The organism is Paenibacillus sp. RS8, assembly GCF_041956825.1.
Lineage (GTDB): Bacteria > Bacillota > Bacilli > Paenibacillales > Paenibacillaceae > Paenibacillus_AQ.
In genome coordinates, this window is record NZ_CP168131.1 from 333,199 (window position 1) to 349,564 (window position 16,366).

The following is a 16,366-nucleotide window of genomic DNA, read 5'->3' on the forward strand; positions in this document are numbered from 1 at the left end:
AGAAACCTGCTATGACACCTTTTTTATATTTACGCAATCAGGCCCTATGTCGCCGGCTCTTCATCCTTGAGCGCCTCAAGAATTTGACTAGCCAGCTTTTCGCCAATAGAAAGTGATTTAAAATCCTCTATGGAGGCTTCTTTAATTTTCTTTAGCGATCCGAAATGCTTAAGCAGCGCCTTGCGCCGCTTCTCGCCTATACCTGGTATGGAGTCCAGCTTAGAGGTAACCATGGACTTCCCGCGCTGCTCACGGTGGAAGGTGATAGCGAACCTATGCACCTCATCCTGAATCCGTTGCAGCAGGTAAAACTCCTGACTATCCCGAGCTAAAGAGACGGGTTCTGGCGGATCTCCAACTAGAAGCTGAGCCGTCTTATGCTTGTCATCCTTAACGAGACCGCAGACCGGAATGAATAAACCCAGCTCGTTCTCCAGAATATCAATAGCTGAAGAAATCTGCCCTTTACCACCATCGACTACGATAAGATCTGGCATCGGAAGGTTCTCTTTCAGCACCCGTTCATACCGCCGCCTAATGACTTCGCGCATCGTTCCATAATCATCCGCACCCACTACTGTACGAACTTTATATTTACGATACTCTTTTCGCGCGGGCTTACCATCAATGAAGACAACCATCGCAGAGACCGGATTGGTCCCCTGAATATTCGAGTTATCGAACGCCTCGATCCGGCTTAAGCGTTCGAGCCCCAAGCTCTCGCCTAAGCTCATTGCGGCACCAGAGGTACGTACTTCATCTCGTTCAATAAGCCGGAACTTCTCGTCGATTGCGACTGTAGCATTTTGGCAGGCCATACCGACCATCTGCTTCTTGAGTCCACGTTGTGGCACCAGTACTTTGATACCGAGCCACTCCTGTAGAATAGAGGCGCCACCTGCGGCATCAACAACACCTGCTGCTGATGCTTCCGCAGCGGCGATTTCACGTGCCTCAGCTTCTTCAGGCGACTCGGGAGTATCTTCCCCCTTTTGTAGCTCTTCCTCGGCTGGAGCAGCAATGACAATCGCCGGTTTAGCTTCTTTATCAACCACGGCTTCCTCGTCAAGCACATCCGGTAGAAGAATCTCCTGCGGCAGGGCAGGATTATCACTGTAATACTGCGTCACATAAGACATAAAGTCACTGTAGGCTTCCCCATAGAACGGAAAGACGGAGGAATGGCGCTGGATCATCTTCCCTTGTCTCATGTACAGAATTTGTACACACATCCATCCCTTATCTACGGCATACCCAAATACATCGCGATCCTTAGTATCCGTAGTGTTGATCTTCTGTTTCTCCATCAATGCATCAATATGGATAATTTGATCCCGCAGTTCCTTCGCCCGCTCAAAATATAATTCCTCAGCAGCTTCCTGCATTTTCTGCTGTAAATCCTTCTTAACCGCATCATGCCCTCCGCTTAGAAAAGCAGCGATATCTTGCGTAATCTGCTCATACTCAGATTTCTGCACTTCCTTCTCACAAGGCGCCAAGCATTGGCCCATGTGGTAGTAGAGACAGACCTCCTTCGGCATTACGCCGCATTTACGGAGCGGATACATACGGTCGAGAAGCTTTTTCGTTTGCTGTGCTGCATAACCATTAGGATAAGGACCAAAATATTTTGCTTTATCTTTAATCACCCGGCGTGTAACTTCAAGCCGAGGGTGAGCTTCATTCGTTATTTTGATATAAGGAAATGTCTTATCGTCCTTCAGAAGAACGTTATAACGTGGCATATGCTTCTTAATTAGATTGCACTCGAGAATGAGCGCTTCCATGTTGCTGGACGTAACAATATATTCGAAGTCAGCAATATTAGCGACAAGTCGCTGAGTCTTACCATTATGACTGCCTGTAAAATAAGAGCGAACCCGATTCTTTAGAACCTTCGCCTTGCCCACATAAATAATGGTGCCTTCTTCATTCTTCATCAGATAGCACCCGGGCAGATCGGGTAATAGAGCCAGTTTGTTGCGGATATTGTCCAAATTGATCCCCTCCAGCTAAATTGGACCCATGATTAGTTGGCTTTTAGCGCACAAAACGCCTCCGGAATGAACCGAAGGCGCTGAGCGGCAGGGCCGAGGCCCGAACAGTAGCATTTAACAATTATTGATGTTTAGCTACGATATTTTTCAGGGATTCTTTGGAGTTCAATCCCACAACTTTATCTACCGGTTGACCGTCTTTGAAGAAGATCAGGGTTGGGATACTCATAACGCCAAAACGGGAAGCCGTTTCCGGATTCTCATCCACATTCAATTTTGCAATCTTCACGCTGTCTCCCAGTTCTGCGGACAATTCGTCCAAGATTGGAGCAATCATCTTACAAGGACCACACCAAGGAGCCCAGAAGTCTACTACTACAGTACCTTGACCTTCCACTTCGTTACTGAAGGTTTGGTCAGACACGTTCACGATAGCCATGATATTGTTCCTCCTCTAAAGTTTTACGAAACATTAATCCATTCTAAAGCAAAGCTTAGTTTATGGAAGCTGCTCCGAAAATATAAGTTAATAAATTGTTTCATGTAATATGATAACCAAATTACCACTTACCGACACAATTCCAGTATAACATATCTTTAAGGGATATGTTATATATCACATACAATTATATTGCCCTCAAGCTAATTTTATTTACGTTACTCTTTTCTTTACAATCTCCCCAGCCTTTCGGTATACTCTAAGAAAGCGCATTAAATGTCAATGACTTATTTCATAATGATCAACTTAATTTGCATCTTAACAATACAGGCATTGTCCCTGTAAGGAGGCAGAAGCTATGGATGTCAACGCGCAAGTACGGGACCCACGAGAACACATCAACGAAGAACCCCGCAATGATCTAGGCGATTTAATGAATGGATTTTTCGGAATGACTGCATTTATGACCGTTGTCTTTTTCGGCATGGTCATCATTAAGTTCATTTCGGAGTAAGGGAATCATCGTAATATAAAAAGAGGCTGTCTCAAAAATAGCGAATGCTACTTGGGGCGGCTTCTTTTTTTAAAAAAGTAATTTAGAGAAAGAAAACAGAGAACAGCGACCCTCCAATAAACGGAGAATCGCTGCTCTCTCTGAATTTTAAGGTTTTGAATACTCCGGCTTATCTAATTGTCCCCCGTTGATTCTCCCCGTGTAGTGGAATAACATCCACAAAAGGAGCAATACGATCCATCAAACGTTGGCCTTTATAGATCTCCTCGCCATCCTTGCTTGTAAAGCTAAGATGTTTCTCCAAACCATCGAGCGGATAATTCGAGGTATAGAAGGTTGGTTTACGGTTCATCCGATAATTTAGAATCGCGCCAAGCACGTGATCACGTGCCCATGGATTTAAGTTCTCTGCACCAATGTCATCAAAGATAAGCAAATCGCAGTTTTTCATCGTATCCACGGTTTCCTTTAACTTCTGGCCGTCCATCATAATCGATTTTAAATCCTCGATAAAATCTGGCATATATACGATAACTCCAGTATAGCCGGCAACAGCAAGCTCATGAAGCAAGTAACACATCAGAAATGTTTTACCTGTTCCAAAGGTTCCGTGTAAATAAATCCCGCGTGAGGTCAGACCTTCATCTTTAACGCTTGTAATATAATCAAATATTTTATTAACCGCCGAGACCCGGCGTGGATCCTTGCCCATAATATCTATTTCATCATAACCGCCATTAAGCACACGCTCGTCCACATAAAAGCTGCGAATACGTTTGCGGATACTATCCTGACTATCCTGTGCCACTTTAAGACGGCAAGGCGTTTTGCGTTCATATAAATCCGTTGAACCATTCACAGTCTCTACCGTAAGTTTACTATAATGCCCCGGAAAATCATTTGGACATTTCTCAAGTCCCGGACAGTTCGCGCAGTTGCGACTTTCCTCAACATATTGATACAGACGGCTCATATGAAGCCGCAGTCGCGATTCATCCAGCTCAGGATGTTCGGACTGCAATGCCTTCACAAGTGGATGATTGAATAACCCCTGTTCAAGATCGCGTTGACGCTGCCGTAGAGTTGGATTGTTGATCGAACGAAGTACATCGCCCATAGACTCCATAGTTCCACCTCTCTTTCATTACGGCGCTTGGGAAACGCCTTTTTTCTTGCTGGCTTTAATTTCTGCCGCTTTCTTCATCATCGCCGCGAATTCCTCTTCCGATACCGTTCCGGCACTTCCATCGTCCAGCCCAATCGGTATTTCCGGCTTGGCCGATCTGCCTGCATTTTTAGCATATGAACGTGATCGTGGTCCTGCTGCCGTGTTAGTTGTGGCACCCTTGCCCTTCACTTTGGACTGATCCCTGATATATTTTACAGCCTTCTCGTAGGTGTTCACTTGTTTAACCAGCATATTGGAAGCAATAGCCTCCACAAAATTGCGGTTCATTCGTTGTTCTCCACCAGAGGCTACCATAGTCATTAAATAATGAATAAGTACGTTGATTACTTCACCGCTTAGCTTATAGTTCAAATCTATTTTCTCGAACATATCCATCAAATGACTGGGTACTGCACCTGGAAAAAAGGTTTGAAGCAGCCGCGTATAAGGTTCGTTCCGCAGCATCATATTATATTGGTGAATGTCGCATTTGGACAAAAATTGTGGTGGTACTTCTACATAATACTCCATCTCTACAGATTGCTCCGGTGGCGCAATAGAATCATCATTCTCTTCGGAGGCACTGGCTCGGATGGAAACAACCTTAGCAGCTGCAATTTCACGCTTTTCCTGCCGTTTCATATCTTGCCTGAAATGCTGGCTGGCTTTATATTGCAGTGCATCCAGTATTACCTCGCCTTCCGGCGAGAACACGCCATCTTCATCCAGCAGACGACATAAATCCTGCGGACTGAGTTCATACTTATGAGCCACATAGTTAATAACACCCATTTGAGTATGGTCAAAGCGAAGTTTTTCTACATGAGCCCGGTTCACAGACTCCCGTGGAAAACGCAAAATAATATCGCTATATCCAATCGCCTGTTCTCCGGATTCACGCATGCCGGGCTGACGCACAGAGGCCACTTCTGCAAGTGCCTGTTCCAGTTCATAATCAATGACATGTGTATTCAGTTGAAAAATATCATAAAAAGGCACAGAAATATTCTCTTTGCCTATGGATCTGCGACTCCACTCTTCTGGCTCTCGGTTCCAGAATTGTTCCCGTAAGGACAGCACAGCAAACTTGCCGATCTTATCGCGTAATAGCAACGTCAAATGCTGAGTAGCAAAAAAGTCAGCTGGCGATAGCGGCGGCATAAGCTCATATTCATATAAGTAATCATCGGTTTCCGGCACATAGATTCGACAGGTCTGCAACAGACCTACCGCTTCTAACCTGGAAGCCTGATCTATTAAATATTTGCGGCCTTTCTCATTCGGTTCAACGCCTAGCGTCATAAATAATCTGCGCTGTTGCTCCACTCCAGAATAGCCAATGCTATCTGCTGGCACATGTTCAACCAGCAAGCGATAGAAACTGATTGCAAAAGCTCCTACCATAGGTTGATACACAGAGCTAAGCATACGTCCATCTATAACACTAAGACCAAATTCGCGGGAAACGCAGTACCGATGATGTTCGGTGAAATGATGTAAGTTACTCATGCGCATCTACGGATACCCCCTTGTTTTCACGAATTCATACAGGATTCTATTCTATCATAAAAAACGTCGCCGGAAATGTAAATAAACTACCAATTCCGACTCTTTTCGCTATATAATCAGCTTTTTCTTACGATTATCTGCCTCTATTAAACAAGAAGAAACGGCTTCGCTGTCCTCTGAAAGAGGAAGGTTCCGTTTCTCGCTGAATTTCAAAATTGATTCTTAGCGCCTAAAAGCTTATATGTTCAAAAAAACGACTCTCACATCAGAGCCGCAGGTCTTCCAATTAAATCTTTAAAACATCTTGTAACCGCCAAAGCGCAGTTTTTGAATGGTCCATCCACTCAATATAGCACCTGCAAGACCAGCAACACCCGTTAAGTAATCAACAAAGTGGAAACTGGAGAGATGCTCCCAAAGCGACATCGCGCTTCTATCCCAAATGGAATAGACTACGACGGGTAGAATAATAAGAACGAATAGATAAGCGGGAAACCAGGTTGTCTTCATTAACATGTTAAGAATAAATCCAATACCAAACATCATCACAAAGAATAAAACGGTTAGGATAAACACTGGAATAAACCCCATGTTACCGCCACTACCCCTTTCTATAAAGAAGCGCACATCTAATACGAGCTAGTAGTAAGTTTACTAGAAAAAATGTCACGAAGCAATGAACTTTATTCAAATTTAGGCCTAATTCACTTACAACAGATTGTCATCATTTGCTCTAAGCAACTCGATTGCGATACAATGCATATAGATTAATGAATCGTACATAGTCTATGATGCAGGAGCTTCGTAGCAAGTTTTACACGATGTTATTCAGCGAAGCTTAGGCTTCGTAAAACTAAGTGTATGCTTTCGATGCAAGTTTTACGCGAAGTTATTCAGCGAAGCTTAAGCTTCGTAAAACTAAGTGTATGCTTTCGATGCAAGTTTTACGCGAAGTTATTCAGCGAAGCTTAAGCTTCGTAAAACTTTTAAGGAGTGAGATCATGAACGAAGCCGCTATGACACTGGAAGGCTGGTATGCATTGCATGACTTCCGCTCACTGAACTGGACCGCATGGACGGCAGCAGATGATGAAGAACGTGCCGTTGCTATGGAAGAATTACATGCTTTTATGCAGGAGTGGAGCACTGTCGAAGAAGCGAAGGAAGGCAGCTCTGCAGTATATTCCATCGTTGGCCAGAAGGCCGATTTCGTAATGATGTTCTTGCGTGAAAGTTTGGAAGCTCTGAACCAGCTTGAGACAGCCTTTAACAAAATAGCTTTTGCTCAATATACAACTAAAGCCTATTCCTACGTAAGTATTGTTGAATTAAGCAACTACCTTGCGGGGGGCAGCGATGGTAGCGACCCTATGCAGAATCCACATGTCATCGCACGTCTAAAGCCTGTTTTGCCGCAAGCGAAGCATATTTGCTTCTATCCAATGAACAAGAAACGCGAGCTTGCCGATAACTGGTATATGCTTGATATGGATAAACGCCGCGAGCTGATGGCTTCTCACGGATTAATCGGACGAGGTTATGCTGGTAAGGTGAAACAGATTATCACCGGTTCCGTAGGTTTTGATGATTGGGAATGGGGTGTAACCCTGTTCGCTGAAGATCCTCTGCAATTCAAAAAGCTGGTCTACGAAATGCGCTTTGACGAAGTCAGTGCTCGCTACGGTGAATTCGGACCTTTCTATGTCGGCAACCTGCTGACTGAGGATTCTTTTGAGGAAATGCTTAAATTGTAACAAAAAGGGTGAGTCTCCAGATCGTTATGGAGACTCACCCTTTTTGAATGCTATAACGAGGTTCCTGCTTCCTCATCCTCTTCGCTGTCATCTTCATCATCACGCAGACTTTCCAAAAATTCAGCCGTAGCCCGGTCACGCGCTCTCCCTTTTTCCTTTAAGCGTTCAATGCCAGGGAGAATGAGCAGATCAATTTCCTTTTGGACAACATAAGCTAGATCGTACTGATTCTGATCCTCCAGATAAGATCCAACCTCAATCAGTCCGTTGTATCGGTCCAATTCTTCTCTTGTCAGCAATCCACGCACCTGCACGCTGCAGTGACGCATCTTATAAGAATCTTCCTTTTTTCAGAACCAGCGGAATTCCACCGATAATGAACAAATAGCGCATATCCACAACTTTTTTCAATTGAGCTGCAGTCCAGCCCTTGTAAGTTTTGCTGCCAACTACAGCAATCCCTTGTCCTTTACCTAGAGAAGCTACTGTTCCTTTATTGCTGAATGCGAATTTCTTTGGTTGTTGATTACGGATCGCAGCCACCAAATTATGTGCACAGCATTCTCCCTGTTGCATAGCAATTTGTGCTGTTGGCGGGTAAGGACGTCCTTCTGGGTTAATCATCAAGGAGCCGTCTCCAATAATGAAGATATTGTCTTGGCCTGGTGCACGTAAATATTCATCTACTTTCACACGACCACGCATAGCTTCAAATCCTGCAGCTTCAATCAGACGATTTCCGCGAATTCCGCCTGTCCAGACAATTGTAGAAGCTTTAATCTCTTCACCTGATGCCAGAATTACACCGTTTGGTAGACATTCCTTGATCGCAACGCCCATCTTGAATGTAACACCCTTCTTAGTGAGCAGGTTCATTGCATACTCAACAAGTTCTGGTGCAAATCCAGGCAGAGCTGTTGGAGCAGCTTCTATGTTATATATATTTACCATGCTTGGATCAACGTCAAATTCTTTACACAACCCAGGGATGCGGTCCGCTAATTCGGCCACAAATTCAATTCCGCTAAAGCCGGCACCACCGACTACGAAATTGATATGCTCCTGAGCGTTGTTCTCGTTCTTGTATTTGGCAAATTGATACTCAATATGTTCACGAATCAAACGGACGGAGTTGATGCTCCGGATCGTCAGTGCGTATTTATCAAGTCCTGGGATACCGAAGGTTTCAGGCTCTCCGCCCAAAGCAATGACGAGATAGTCATACGAAAGAGTACCATCCTCCAAAATAATCTTTTTCTGCTGGGTACGAATTTCCTGAACAGATGACTTAACGAGATCGATCTTGAATTCATCGATTAGTTTAGAAATAGACACCCGAGTGTGTTCAATACTATCTGTACCCGCAGCAGGCATATGTAGATGGGTAGTAAAATAGTGGTACTCGTGACGGTTTACGAGCGTGACATCCGCTTCATTATAGTTCAAAGCCTTCTGTAAGCGCTGTGCGGTCAAAATACCCCCATAGCCCGCGCCTAAGATTACGATTTTGGGAATACTACTCATGTTCCGGCTCCTTCCAAGAGGTAAATCTGTCTTTGTATTTTTTATTGAAACAATGTACGGTCCTTTTTGTGAATTTATACACTTATATTTAGAAGAAATTCCAATCAAACTTAAAGGATTTCTAAATTGACCATATCCATTGTAAACCTTAGTGTAGTATTAATCAAACATTAAAATACTAAAAAACGTCACATTCTTATTGTGTTCTAAAGTCTTTCTTTGCAGGTATGTGTCACAATGTTTATAATAAGAAAGAATACAAGTATGGCAAAATGAATATATCAACTCGGAGGTGTAATATCCCGTGACACAAGAGCAATCCGGCGTTCCTATGAGCGACCTTTTAATCATAGGTGGCGGTCCAGCTGGCATGTTTGCCGCATTTTACGGTGGGATGCGTCAGGCATCAGTAACACTTATTGAAAGTATGCCCCAATTGGGAGGACAACTTGCTGCACTTTATCCTGAAAAATACATTTATGATGTAGCAGGTTTCCCAAAAGTAACTGCACAAGAATTGGTTGACAACCTGACACGGCAAATGGATATGTTCCAATCGAATATCCGGCTGGAGGAGAAAGTAATTTCTGTTCAGAAACGGGACGAACGCCATTTTGTAGTTACAACTGATGTAGCAGAATACCACAGTAAGGCTATTATCATCACAGCTGGTGTAGGCGCTTTTGAACCTCGCCGTTTAGAACTGCCAGACGCAGGACGGTTTGAAAAAGCCAACCTCCATTATTTTGTAAATGATTTAAATGCCTTTAAAGATAAAAAAGTTCTGATTAGCGGTGGCGGAGATTCCGCAGTAGACTGGGCGCTAATGCTGGAGCCGATCGCGGAGCAGGTAACCCTGATTCACCGCCGGGATAAATTCCGTGCGCATGAACACAGCGTAGAGAATCTGATGGCTTCCAAAGTTAACGTAATTACACCTACTGAAATTACAGAACTGCATGGTGACGAGTTCATAACTAAGGTTACCTTATCCCATATCAAAACCAAGGAAACACAAGAGATCGAAGTCGACAGTGTAATCGTCAATTTCGGATTTGTTTCCTCGCTAGGACCTATTGCAGAATGGGGTATCGATATTGAAGGAAACTCCATTGTCGTTGACTCACGTATGGAAACAAGTATTCCAGGTATCTTTGCGGCCGGTGATATCACCACATATCCGGGTAAGCTAAAGCTAATTGCTGTAGGATTCGGTGAAGCTCCAACGGCTGTGAATAACGCAAAAGTCTATATCGATCCGGAAGCTAAGCTTTCACCAGGTCACAGCAGTAATATGAAACTCTAATTCTATCTACTACAATAAAAAAGGGTATTCTGATAGGCCTATCAATAGCAGCCTATCAGGATACCCTTTTATGTTTGTGACTCGCGGTTTATTTATATGTAGCCAGCTACAAAGGTATACTTTGCGCTCTTTTAATGAAGAACCGCATGAACTGGAGAGTGTAAGTTTCGTTTGCGAATCTCAACGAGTAGAAGAGCGATGAAATCATGCTCTAGTTGCAATTCTATCGCTCTATGGTAAGAGTCTAGAAGCATCTCATCGGACAATTCAACCATAACGTTCATCTACCTTTCCTGTATTTGGATCTGAATCTATCATATCAAACTATCATTTTTCGAACAAGCGTTCGTGTTATCCACAAGTACATGTGGAAATCCTGTGTATAATATGTGCGTAAGCGTTACAAAGGTGATAACTGCACAGTGGAATATGGGGATAATAGTTATACACAGGATTGAACCACTTGTATACAGCTAAAAATATATTTTTATTGTAAATAAATTACAATATAATTTACCCCAAAAGAACGCAACTAAACGCAATTTTATCTCACTACTCTATTATCGTCAATTTAAAAATATTTGTTAATTTACTGAGGTCTTGTATTAACCTCCAAAATCCATATTTTACCTGAATAATCCACAGCATAATCAAAGCCCAGTTCACCTATTCCCGAGAAGTGCCGCTCCATTAGTTCAATACATACAAGTGTTAGTCTACGCATCTCCGCTTTCTTCGCCGATGCTTTCATCCGGGGCAACGATCTGCGAAGTCCTTCACGACAAGAAAGCATCGTACCACCTTTACATAAATTGGTTACGAACAGGCCCGGTCGAGCTAATCTTCCTACCATGGAGCGAAACTCCCATACAGCACCATTTTTCACTACCTTTACCCGATAATCAATAGGACGCCCGCCAATCCTGGCGAGAGAAATCCCCTGTTGAATCAAATATCTGCGTCTGACCTTGACGAAATGGAGCGCCCGTCTCATGGATCTGAAATCCTTGTAAATTCGAGTTCTGTCCATATAAGTAAATCCATAACCTCGGCTATCCCGAAATACTTTGATTACACCGTAACCTCCGCCACCAACTATAGGTTTAATAACAACATTTCCATATTTCCGGAGCATGGCTAACAGTGAGTCAGCCGAATACACCCTCGTCATTGGTATATAATGAGAAACCCTCGCGTCACTGAGCAATGCTTCTGTCTTTAACCATTTGCTAGCCAACTGTCTTCCCGACATTGTCCTTTCCCTCCTTTCACATTCCAGCCTACCCTATACATTACTCAGAAGAGGTCCCGCCCTCTTGTATGATTGTCCGTGTAGGAAGAGGCTATTAGCAAAAAGGGCTTAGAGCTTGTATCGACAACAATCTCAATCATGCATAGTTAGATTGCAGATTTTGAAGAATCTTATCTCTGAACATTCGACATTTTAATCGTAATGGATGAGTTCACTATAACTAGAATAATCTTCAAAATCGTTGTATTATTAATAGCGGTTACATTTTCAATTCTAACTATATAATTATGTCTCAGAGGTTCTTAAAAAAAACAGCGCGGGGAGGGCTCGGAATGGCTCAGTTTTTCGAGGTATTATATTGGGTGGCCATGCTTGGGATGTCCATCGTATTGGCTGGAACGACTATACTGATCTGCGCTATTGGCTTTAAATTCATTAAAGACAGACGCAGAGCATTGGGTGCTGGCTGTATTGCCTTTTCCCTTGGAGCCGCAGCGCTCATCGTGTTTATGATTAATTACAAGTTCATTATTCCAGCCTAAGTGTACCCTGAAACAAACAGAAGCCCTCTCACGGAATTCCGTCGGAGGGCTTTTGTTTGTATTGTACTCATATATCTAATGAAAGGCGAATCATATCTACTACTTTAATCCCATTCTCAACAATCTCTTCACTATAATGTCTGATAAAAAAGTCTTTATCGATTCCGGTAATTCTAAATCCACATTTCTGATAGAGAGCCAGCTGCCCTACACTTGAATTCCCGGTACCCACTTCAATCGTCTTCGCACCAAGCAATCTCGCATTCTCAATCGCATGATAGACCAACTGCTTTCCTATTCCTTTACTTTGCTGCTTCTCATCAACGGCTATATTCACTAGCTCTACTGTCTCAGGCCTCGTTTGTAGCAAAACATAGACACCAATAATGCAATTTTCCATTTCAGCTACAAAACATTGACCTCTTTTTAAATACGCTTCAACAAGACTTTGTGAAGGATCGGCTAATAACAACAAATGCATAGGGGGTTGTTCTTCTGCGTTTAATTTCCTTATCAGCATGCTTAGAGCTCCTTGTGATGACTTTTGTCATTGAGAATAAAAAAAAAGCCTCCAAGCCCGATGTTCTAGAACTCAACATAGGACCTGGAGGCGTGTCGTTGCAATTAGCAAGGCTCTTCGTTCGGTTTCCCTGCATCCGTAGCTGTCCGGAAGCTTGAGCCGCAGCCGCAGGTTGCAGTAGCGTTCGGGTTATTGATGGTGAAGCCGCCCGTCATGCCGGATTCTTCAAAATCAATTTCGAGACCATCAAGGTAACGAAGATTCTCTTTCTCCACGACAACCTTCATTTCTTGGATGTCCATATATACGTCCTGATCGGTTTCATTATCATCAAAGCCCATAGCGTATGAGAATCCACTGCAACCGCCGGGCGTTACTCCAATACGGAGGAACATGTTCGGCACTTCTTGTTCAGCAAGCATCGCCTTCAGTTGTTCTGCTGCCTTTTCGCTAATATTAATCATGATCATATCCTCCTATAAATTAGATTCACTTCATAAGAAAAACTTATGTTTAAGAGACCTTCCGGTCAAAAGTTGCTTTCTTAAAAATATATACTTAATAATCTCAGTATAACCCACTATTCCATTACCCTCAAGTCACAACTGCCTTATGCTTGACCTATCACCCCAAAATAAACCATCCATATCCAGCTGTTGATCCCCTTATAAGAGAGGTTTATAATAAGGAAGGCAAACATAAGTAAAAATTCGGAAATTTGTCACGGAGGCTAACCCTCCGCTTTATTTTCATGAATGAACAGCTACCGTCTGGGTAAGTCTGGGAATTATCTGCGGGCAATGGACCCCGTAAAACTTTCAGGAGGAATTCATAACATGTCTACTCTTTTCACCCCCCAAACAGACGCCCGAATGATGAACATTATTGAAAAAGTTCGCGGCGGCGAAAGATTGAATTTAGAAGATGGCGTTTATTTATATCAAAGTAACGACCTACTTACCATTGGTCAATTAGCAAATGAAGTCAATCTTGCAAAAAACAACAACAGGGTATATTTTATCGAAAATATGAGTCTATATTTCACCAATGTTTGCGAATCACATTGTGCATTCTGCAATTTCCGCAAAGATGATGGAGAAGAGGGTGCTTATACTCTATCCGGTCAGGAAATGGTGCAATATGTCGAACAGCATATTCATCCAGGTGTACGCGAATTCCATATCGTGGGTGGGCATAATGACAAGGTTCCTTTCCAGTATTATGTGGATTCTTTAAAAGCCTTGAACGAACGTTTCCCTGAGGTAACCTTAAAAGCATACACAGCAGCCGAGATCGATTTCTTCACCCGCATTAGCGGGTTGAGTATTCGTGAGGTTCTGGAACAACTGCGTGCGGCAGGTCTTAAAACACTTACCGGTGGTGGCGCAGAAATATTATCCGATCAATACCGTAAAAAAATGCGCGTTGATAAAGCTAATGTGGAAGAGTATCTGGAAGTTCACCGTACAGCACATCAGCTTGGTATGAAGACCCATACAACGATGCTCTACGGCTCCATTGAGTCTCATGAAGACCGTATTCGGCACATGATGCAGATCCGCGATCTGCAGGACGAAACCAATGGTTTTATGGTATTCATTCCATTATCTATGCAGCCTAAGAATAAGAATGCAGGGATTATGCGCCGCAACTCCGCTTATGAGGATCTGAAGACGATTGCGATCAGCAGATTGATGCTCGATAATTTCGATCACATCAAAGCATACTTTATTAATATCGGCCCTCAGCTAACTCAGGTTGCGCTGAACTTCGGTGCTTCTGACGTACATGGTACCATTCTTAAAGAACGTATTAGCCATGCGGCTGGCGCCTTAACACCTGAAGGCCTCACACGCGATGAATTGATTTGGTTAGTAAAAGGTGCTGGACGAATTCCAGTAGAACGCGACACGTTCTACAATCCGATAAAGGTATACGAATAAAAGACTACCTTAGATCCGTTATCCTATATTGAAAGGAAGTTCGGTCAGCATGAGAACACTACTCGTTCTGGGCGGCGGCTATGGCGGCTTGGCCCTCATTCAAGAATTGCTCAATAATCATCTTCCTCAGGATATTGAAATTATCTTAATTGACCGAATGCCTTATCAAGGAATCAAAACGGAATATTATGCACTTGCCGCAGGTACAGTAACGGACTATCACTTGCGGATTCAATTTCCGGTTCATCCCCGTCTTACCATCCGTTACGGTGAGGTGAGTTCCATTGATTTGGATAGCAAAATCGTTACAATGGAGCCTGACGAGACGGTGTCTTATGACATTCTAGCCATTGCGCTAGGCTGTACTGACAATTACCATAACATCCCTGGGGCTGATCAATACACTTGCAGTATCCAGACCTTTGCAGGGACCCGGGAGACTTATCAACGCTTAAACGATGTGAAGCCTTATGGAACGATAAACATTGTTGGCGGTGGACTAAGTGGAGTGGAATTGGCGGCAGAGCTTCGGGAGAGCCGACCAGATCTTAATATTGCTATTCTGGATCGCGGTGAACGTGTCTTGTCTGCTTTTCCGGCAAAGCTGTCACAGTACGTGGAAGAATGGTTTCATCACCATCAAGTACAGACGCTGGGACGTGTATCTGTATCCCACGTTGAGAAAAATGCACTTTTTAACGGCACAGAGGAAATTCTTTCAGATGTTACGGTATGGACAGCAGGGATTCAACCCGTGAAGGTTGTTCAGGAATTAACAGTACCGAAGGATCGCGGAGGACGGATCATTCTGGACGAGTATTATCGTATACCTGATTATCCGGAAGTGTATGTGATTGGCGACTGTGCCAGCCTGCCATTCGCTCCAAGCGCACAAGCTGCAGGAGCGCAGGGTGAGCAGGTTGCTCAGGTAATTCAAGCCTTATGGCGCGGCGAGACCCCTAAGCTTCATGCTATTCGTCTGAAGGGTACTTTAGGCTCACTAGGCAAGAAAGCTGGATTTGGTCTGATGGGCCAACGCTCCGTTAAAGGACGGGTTCCACGTATTCTCAAGAGCGGAGTGCTCTGGATGTCGAAACGCACTTTAGGATAAACCTAAGGGCTGCTCTTTTCCGTATTTATAACGGAAAAGAGCAGCCCTTTATTTTTTTCTAAAAAAATTATATGTTGCGCAACTACTTAGTCAAGGTCTATATTGAACCAAGCCTCTAGCTCTTTGATTTTGGCAGAAATCTTTTCTTCTAGCTCGTCAACAGTATCTGCTGCAACGATGTCTCCTTCGACCATGGCGAAAGGTGTTAAATAACATTCCCCACAATTGTTCAGGCATCCGTATTCGATTACATCGTAATCGGGATTTTCCTCCAGCTTATGCATTAGTTTGTCTGTTCCGTGACCCATGTTACTGGCACAAAATTCAATAATTGGTCTCATGATGATCTCCCTGTTCCGCCTAACCATTTTATTTTTTAACTTTTTGTACTATAATGAACTTACGAAAGGAGTGATTGAGAAATGAGTGAGAATGCACAAAGCACCGAAATGTATGATGAAGTATTGGAAGTGCTGGATAAGCTTCGTCCGTTCCTACAACGCGATGGCGGCGACGTTGAACTAGTTGATGTAGAAGACGGCATCGTTAAGTTGAAACTTATGGGTGCCTGCGGCAGCTGCCCAAGCTCCACGATCACCTTGAAAGCCGGGATTGAACGCGCTCTTCTTGAAGAAGTAGAAGGCGTACAAGAAGTTATGCAAGTATTCTAATCCCATTCAATATCATTCCCGATCCTCCTCTTCAGGAGATCGGGATTTTCTTATTATAGTGGATTTACCCTTCTCCTACAACATACAGCATAAAACCCGCATGCCATTAGGCAGCG

19 protein-coding genes are annotated in these 16,366 nt (G+C 43.5%); 7 read left to right on the plus strand and 12 right to left on the minus strand.

The annotated features are described in order from the left end of the window. Positions 1–44: 44 nt before the first annotated feature. Positions 45–2,003 carry an excinuclease ABC subunit UvrC gene (uvrC, locus tag ACDZ28_RS02515; RefSeq protein ID WP_375105298.1) on the minus strand — a complete coding sequence of 653 codons (1,959 nt, stop codon included), beginning with the start codon at positions 2,001–2,003 and terminating at the stop codon, positions 45–47. Between the two features lie 115 nt (positions 2,004–2,118). Next, positions 2,119–2,436, minus strand: a complete 318-nt coding sequence (trxA, locus tag ACDZ28_RS02520; protein WP_042130884.1) for a thioredoxin — start codon at positions 2,434–2,436, stop codon at positions 2,119–2,121. 358 nt (positions 2,437–2,794) lie between these two features. Between trxA and ACDZ28_RS02525 the strand changes: the two genes are divergently transcribed. Then, positions 2,795–2,950, plus strand: coding sequence for a YqzM family protein (locus ACDZ28_RS02525; protein ID WP_094871648.1), 156 nt, complete (start codon positions 2,795–2,797; stop codon positions 2,948–2,950). A gap of 169 nt (positions 2,951–3,119) precedes the next feature. On the opposite strand, the gene dnaI is transcribed toward ACDZ28_RS02525, so the two are convergent. From dnaI to ACDZ28_RS02540, 3 genes are all read right to left on the minus strand, one after another. Further along, positions 3,120–4,076: a primosomal protein DnaI gene (gene dnaI, locus ACDZ28_RS02530; protein WP_042130885.1), complete on the minus strand. Its 957-nt coding sequence runs from the start codon at positions 4,074–4,076 to the stop codon at positions 3,120–3,122. Positions 4,077–4,094: 18 nt separating this feature from the next. Beyond that, the gene (locus ACDZ28_RS02535; protein WP_042130886.1) at positions 4,095–5,633 is read right to left on the minus strand and encodes a DnaD domain protein; all 1,539 of its coding nucleotides are present in this window, start codon (positions 5,631–5,633) and stop codon (positions 4,095–4,097) included. A 288-nt stretch (positions 5,634–5,921) separates the two neighbouring features. Then, positions 5,922–6,218, minus strand: a complete 297-nt coding sequence (locus tag ACDZ28_RS02540; RefSeq protein ID WP_042130887.1) for a YuiB family protein — start codon at positions 6,216–6,218, stop codon at positions 5,922–5,924. Positions 6,219–6,628: 410 nt separating this feature from the next. Here ACDZ28_RS02540 and hemQ point away from each other — a divergent pair, with 410 nt between their 5' ends. Then, complete coding sequence (gene hemQ, locus ACDZ28_RS02545) at positions 6,629–7,381, plus strand: hydrogen peroxide-dependent heme synthase (protein ID WP_042130888.1); 753 nt, start codon at positions 6,629–6,631, stop codon at positions 7,379–7,381. Between the two features lie 50 nt (positions 7,382–7,431). Here hemQ and ACDZ28_RS02550 read toward each other — a convergent pair whose 3' ends face one another. Next, complete coding sequence (locus ACDZ28_RS02550; protein WP_042130889.1) at positions 7,432–7,710, minus strand: hypothetical protein; 279 nt, start codon at positions 7,708–7,710, stop codon at positions 7,432–7,434. A 1-nt stretch (position 7,711) separates the two neighbouring features. After that, on the minus strand, positions 7,712–8,905 hold the full coding sequence (locus ACDZ28_RS02555) for an NAD(P)/FAD-dependent oxidoreductase (protein ID WP_042130890.1): 1,194 nt from the start codon (positions 8,903–8,905) through the stop codon (positions 7,712–7,714). Positions 8,906–9,236: 331 nt separating this feature from the next. Between ACDZ28_RS02555 and ACDZ28_RS02560 the strand changes: the two genes are divergently transcribed. Continuing rightward, positions 9,237–10,211 (plus strand): NAD(P)/FAD-dependent oxidoreductase, encoded by a 975-nt coding sequence (locus ACDZ28_RS02560; protein ID WP_094877850.1) that lies wholly within the window; start codon positions 9,237–9,239, stop codon positions 10,209–10,211. A 131-nt stretch (positions 10,212–10,342) separates the two neighbouring features. Here the strand turns inward: ACDZ28_RS02560 and ACDZ28_RS02565 are convergent, their stop codons facing one another. Continuing rightward, a complete protein-coding gene (locus ACDZ28_RS02565) occupies positions 10,343–10,486 on the minus strand; it encodes a sporulation histidine kinase inhibitor Sda (protein WP_036685584.1) in 144 nt (47 codons plus the stop codon). Between the two features lie 314 nt (positions 10,487–10,800). After that, positions 10,801–11,463, minus strand: a complete 663-nt coding sequence (locus ACDZ28_RS02570; RefSeq protein ID WP_375103951.1) for a YheC/YheD family protein — start codon at positions 11,461–11,463, stop codon at positions 10,801–10,803. 332 nt (positions 11,464–11,795) lie between these two features. Here ACDZ28_RS02570 and ACDZ28_RS02575 point away from each other — a divergent pair, with 332 nt between their 5' ends. Then, positions 11,796–12,005, plus strand: coding sequence for a hypothetical protein (locus tag ACDZ28_RS02575; protein WP_042130893.1), 210 nt, complete (start codon positions 11,796–11,798; stop codon positions 12,003–12,005). Between the two features lie 67 nt (positions 12,006–12,072). Here ACDZ28_RS02575 and ACDZ28_RS02580 read toward each other — a convergent pair whose 3' ends face one another. Both ACDZ28_RS02580 and ACDZ28_RS02585 read right to left on the minus strand, forming a co-directional pair. Further along, complete coding sequence (locus ACDZ28_RS02580) at positions 12,073–12,525, minus strand: GNAT family N-acetyltransferase (RefSeq protein WP_076119500.1); 453 nt, start codon at positions 12,523–12,525, stop codon at positions 12,073–12,075. A 104-nt stretch (positions 12,526–12,629) separates the two neighbouring features. Next, on the minus strand, positions 12,630–12,989 hold the full coding sequence (locus ACDZ28_RS02585) for an iron-sulfur cluster assembly accessory protein (protein WP_042191575.1): 360 nt from the start codon (positions 12,987–12,989) through the stop codon (positions 12,630–12,632). Positions 12,990–13,361: 372 nt separating this feature from the next. Here ACDZ28_RS02585 and mqnE point away from each other — a divergent pair, with 372 nt between their 5' ends. Both mqnE and ACDZ28_RS02595 read left to right on the plus strand, forming a co-directional pair. Beyond that, positions 13,362–14,468: an aminofutalosine synthase MqnE gene (gene mqnE, locus ACDZ28_RS02590; protein WP_042130896.1), complete on the plus strand. Its 1,107-nt coding sequence runs from the start codon at positions 13,362–13,364 to the stop codon at positions 14,466–14,468. Between the two features lie 49 nt (positions 14,469–14,517). Next, complete coding sequence (locus tag ACDZ28_RS02595; protein WP_375103952.1) at positions 14,518–15,579, plus strand: NAD(P)/FAD-dependent oxidoreductase; 1,062 nt, start codon at positions 14,518–14,520, stop codon at positions 15,577–15,579. A gap of 86 nt (positions 15,580–15,665) precedes the next feature. Here ACDZ28_RS02595 and ACDZ28_RS02600 read toward each other — a convergent pair whose 3' ends face one another. After that, complete coding sequence (locus ACDZ28_RS02600) at positions 15,666–15,920, minus strand: YuzB family protein (protein ID WP_042130898.1); 255 nt, start codon at positions 15,918–15,920, stop codon at positions 15,666–15,668. Between the two features lie 81 nt (positions 15,921–16,001). Here ACDZ28_RS02600 and ACDZ28_RS02605 point away from each other — a divergent pair, with 81 nt between their 5' ends. Continuing rightward, positions 16,002–16,250, plus strand: a complete 249-nt coding sequence (locus tag ACDZ28_RS02605) for a NifU family protein (RefSeq protein ID WP_042130899.1) — start codon at positions 16,002–16,004, stop codon at positions 16,248–16,250. Positions 16,251–16,366: the final 116 nt, after the last annotated feature.

Coding starts and splice junctions, on each gene's coding strand:
- ACDZ28_RS02570 (WP_375103951.1), bottom strand. CDS start 11,463: ATGTCGGGAAGACAGTTGGCTAGCAAATGGTTAAAGACAGAAGCATTG.
- ACDZ28_RS02525 (WP_094871648.1), top strand. CDS start 2,795: ATGGATGTCAACGCGCAAGTACGGGACCCACGAGAACACATCAACGAA.
- ACDZ28_RS02540 (WP_042130887.1), bottom strand. CDS start 6,218: ATGGGGTTTATTCCAGTGTTTATCCTAACCGTTTTATTCTTTGTGATG.
- ACDZ28_RS02580 (WP_076119500.1), bottom strand. CDS start 12,525: ATGCTGATAAGGAAATTAAACGCAGAAGAACAACCCCCTATGCATTTG.
- ACDZ28_RS02550 (WP_042130889.1), bottom strand. CDS start 7,710: ATGCGTCACTGCAGCGTGCAGGTGCGTGGATTGCTGACAAGAGAAGAA.
- ACDZ28_RS02560 (WP_094877850.1), top strand. CDS start 9,237: ATGAGCGACCTTTTAATCATAGGTGGCGGTCCAGCTGGCATGTTTGCC.
- ACDZ28_RS02605 (WP_042130899.1), top strand. CDS start 16,002: ATGAGTGAGAATGCACAAAGCACCGAAATGTATGATGAAGTATTGGAA.
- mqnE (WP_042130896.1), top strand. CDS start 13,362: ATGTCTACTCTTTTCACCCCCCAAACAGACGCCCGAATGATGAACATT.
- ACDZ28_RS02600 (WP_042130898.1), bottom strand. CDS start 15,920: ATGAGACCAATTATTGAATTTTGTGCCAGTAACATGGGTCACGGAACA.
- ACDZ28_RS02585 (WP_042191575.1), bottom strand. CDS start 12,989: ATGATTAATATTAGCGAAAAGGCAGCAGAACAACTGAAGGCGATGCTT.
- ACDZ28_RS02575 (WP_042130893.1), top strand. CDS start 11,796: ATGGCTCAGTTTTTCGAGGTATTATATTGGGTGGCCATGCTTGGGATG.
- ACDZ28_RS02595 (WP_375103952.1), top strand. CDS start 14,518: ATGAGAACACTACTCGTTCTGGGCGGCGGCTATGGCGGCTTGGCCCTC.
- ACDZ28_RS02555 (WP_042130890.1), bottom strand. CDS start 8,905: ATGAGTAGTATTCCCAAAATCGTAATCTTAGGCGCGGGCTATGGGGGT.
- hemQ (WP_042130888.1), top strand. CDS start 6,629: ATGAACGAAGCCGCTATGACACTGGAAGGCTGGTATGCATTGCATGAC.
- trxA (WP_042130884.1), bottom strand. CDS start 2,436: ATGGCTATCGTGAACGTGTCTGACCAAACCTTCAGTAACGAAGTGGAA.
- ACDZ28_RS02565 (WP_036685584.1), bottom strand. CDS start 10,486: ATGGTTGAATTGTCCGATGAGATGCTTCTAGACTCTTACCATAGAGCG.
- ACDZ28_RS02535 (WP_042130886.1), bottom strand. CDS start 5,633: ATGCGCATGAGTAACTTACATCATTTCACCGAACATCATCGGTACTGC.
- dnaI (WP_042130885.1), bottom strand. CDS start 4,076: ATGGAGTCTATGGGCGATGTACTTCGTTCGATCAACAATCCAACTCTA.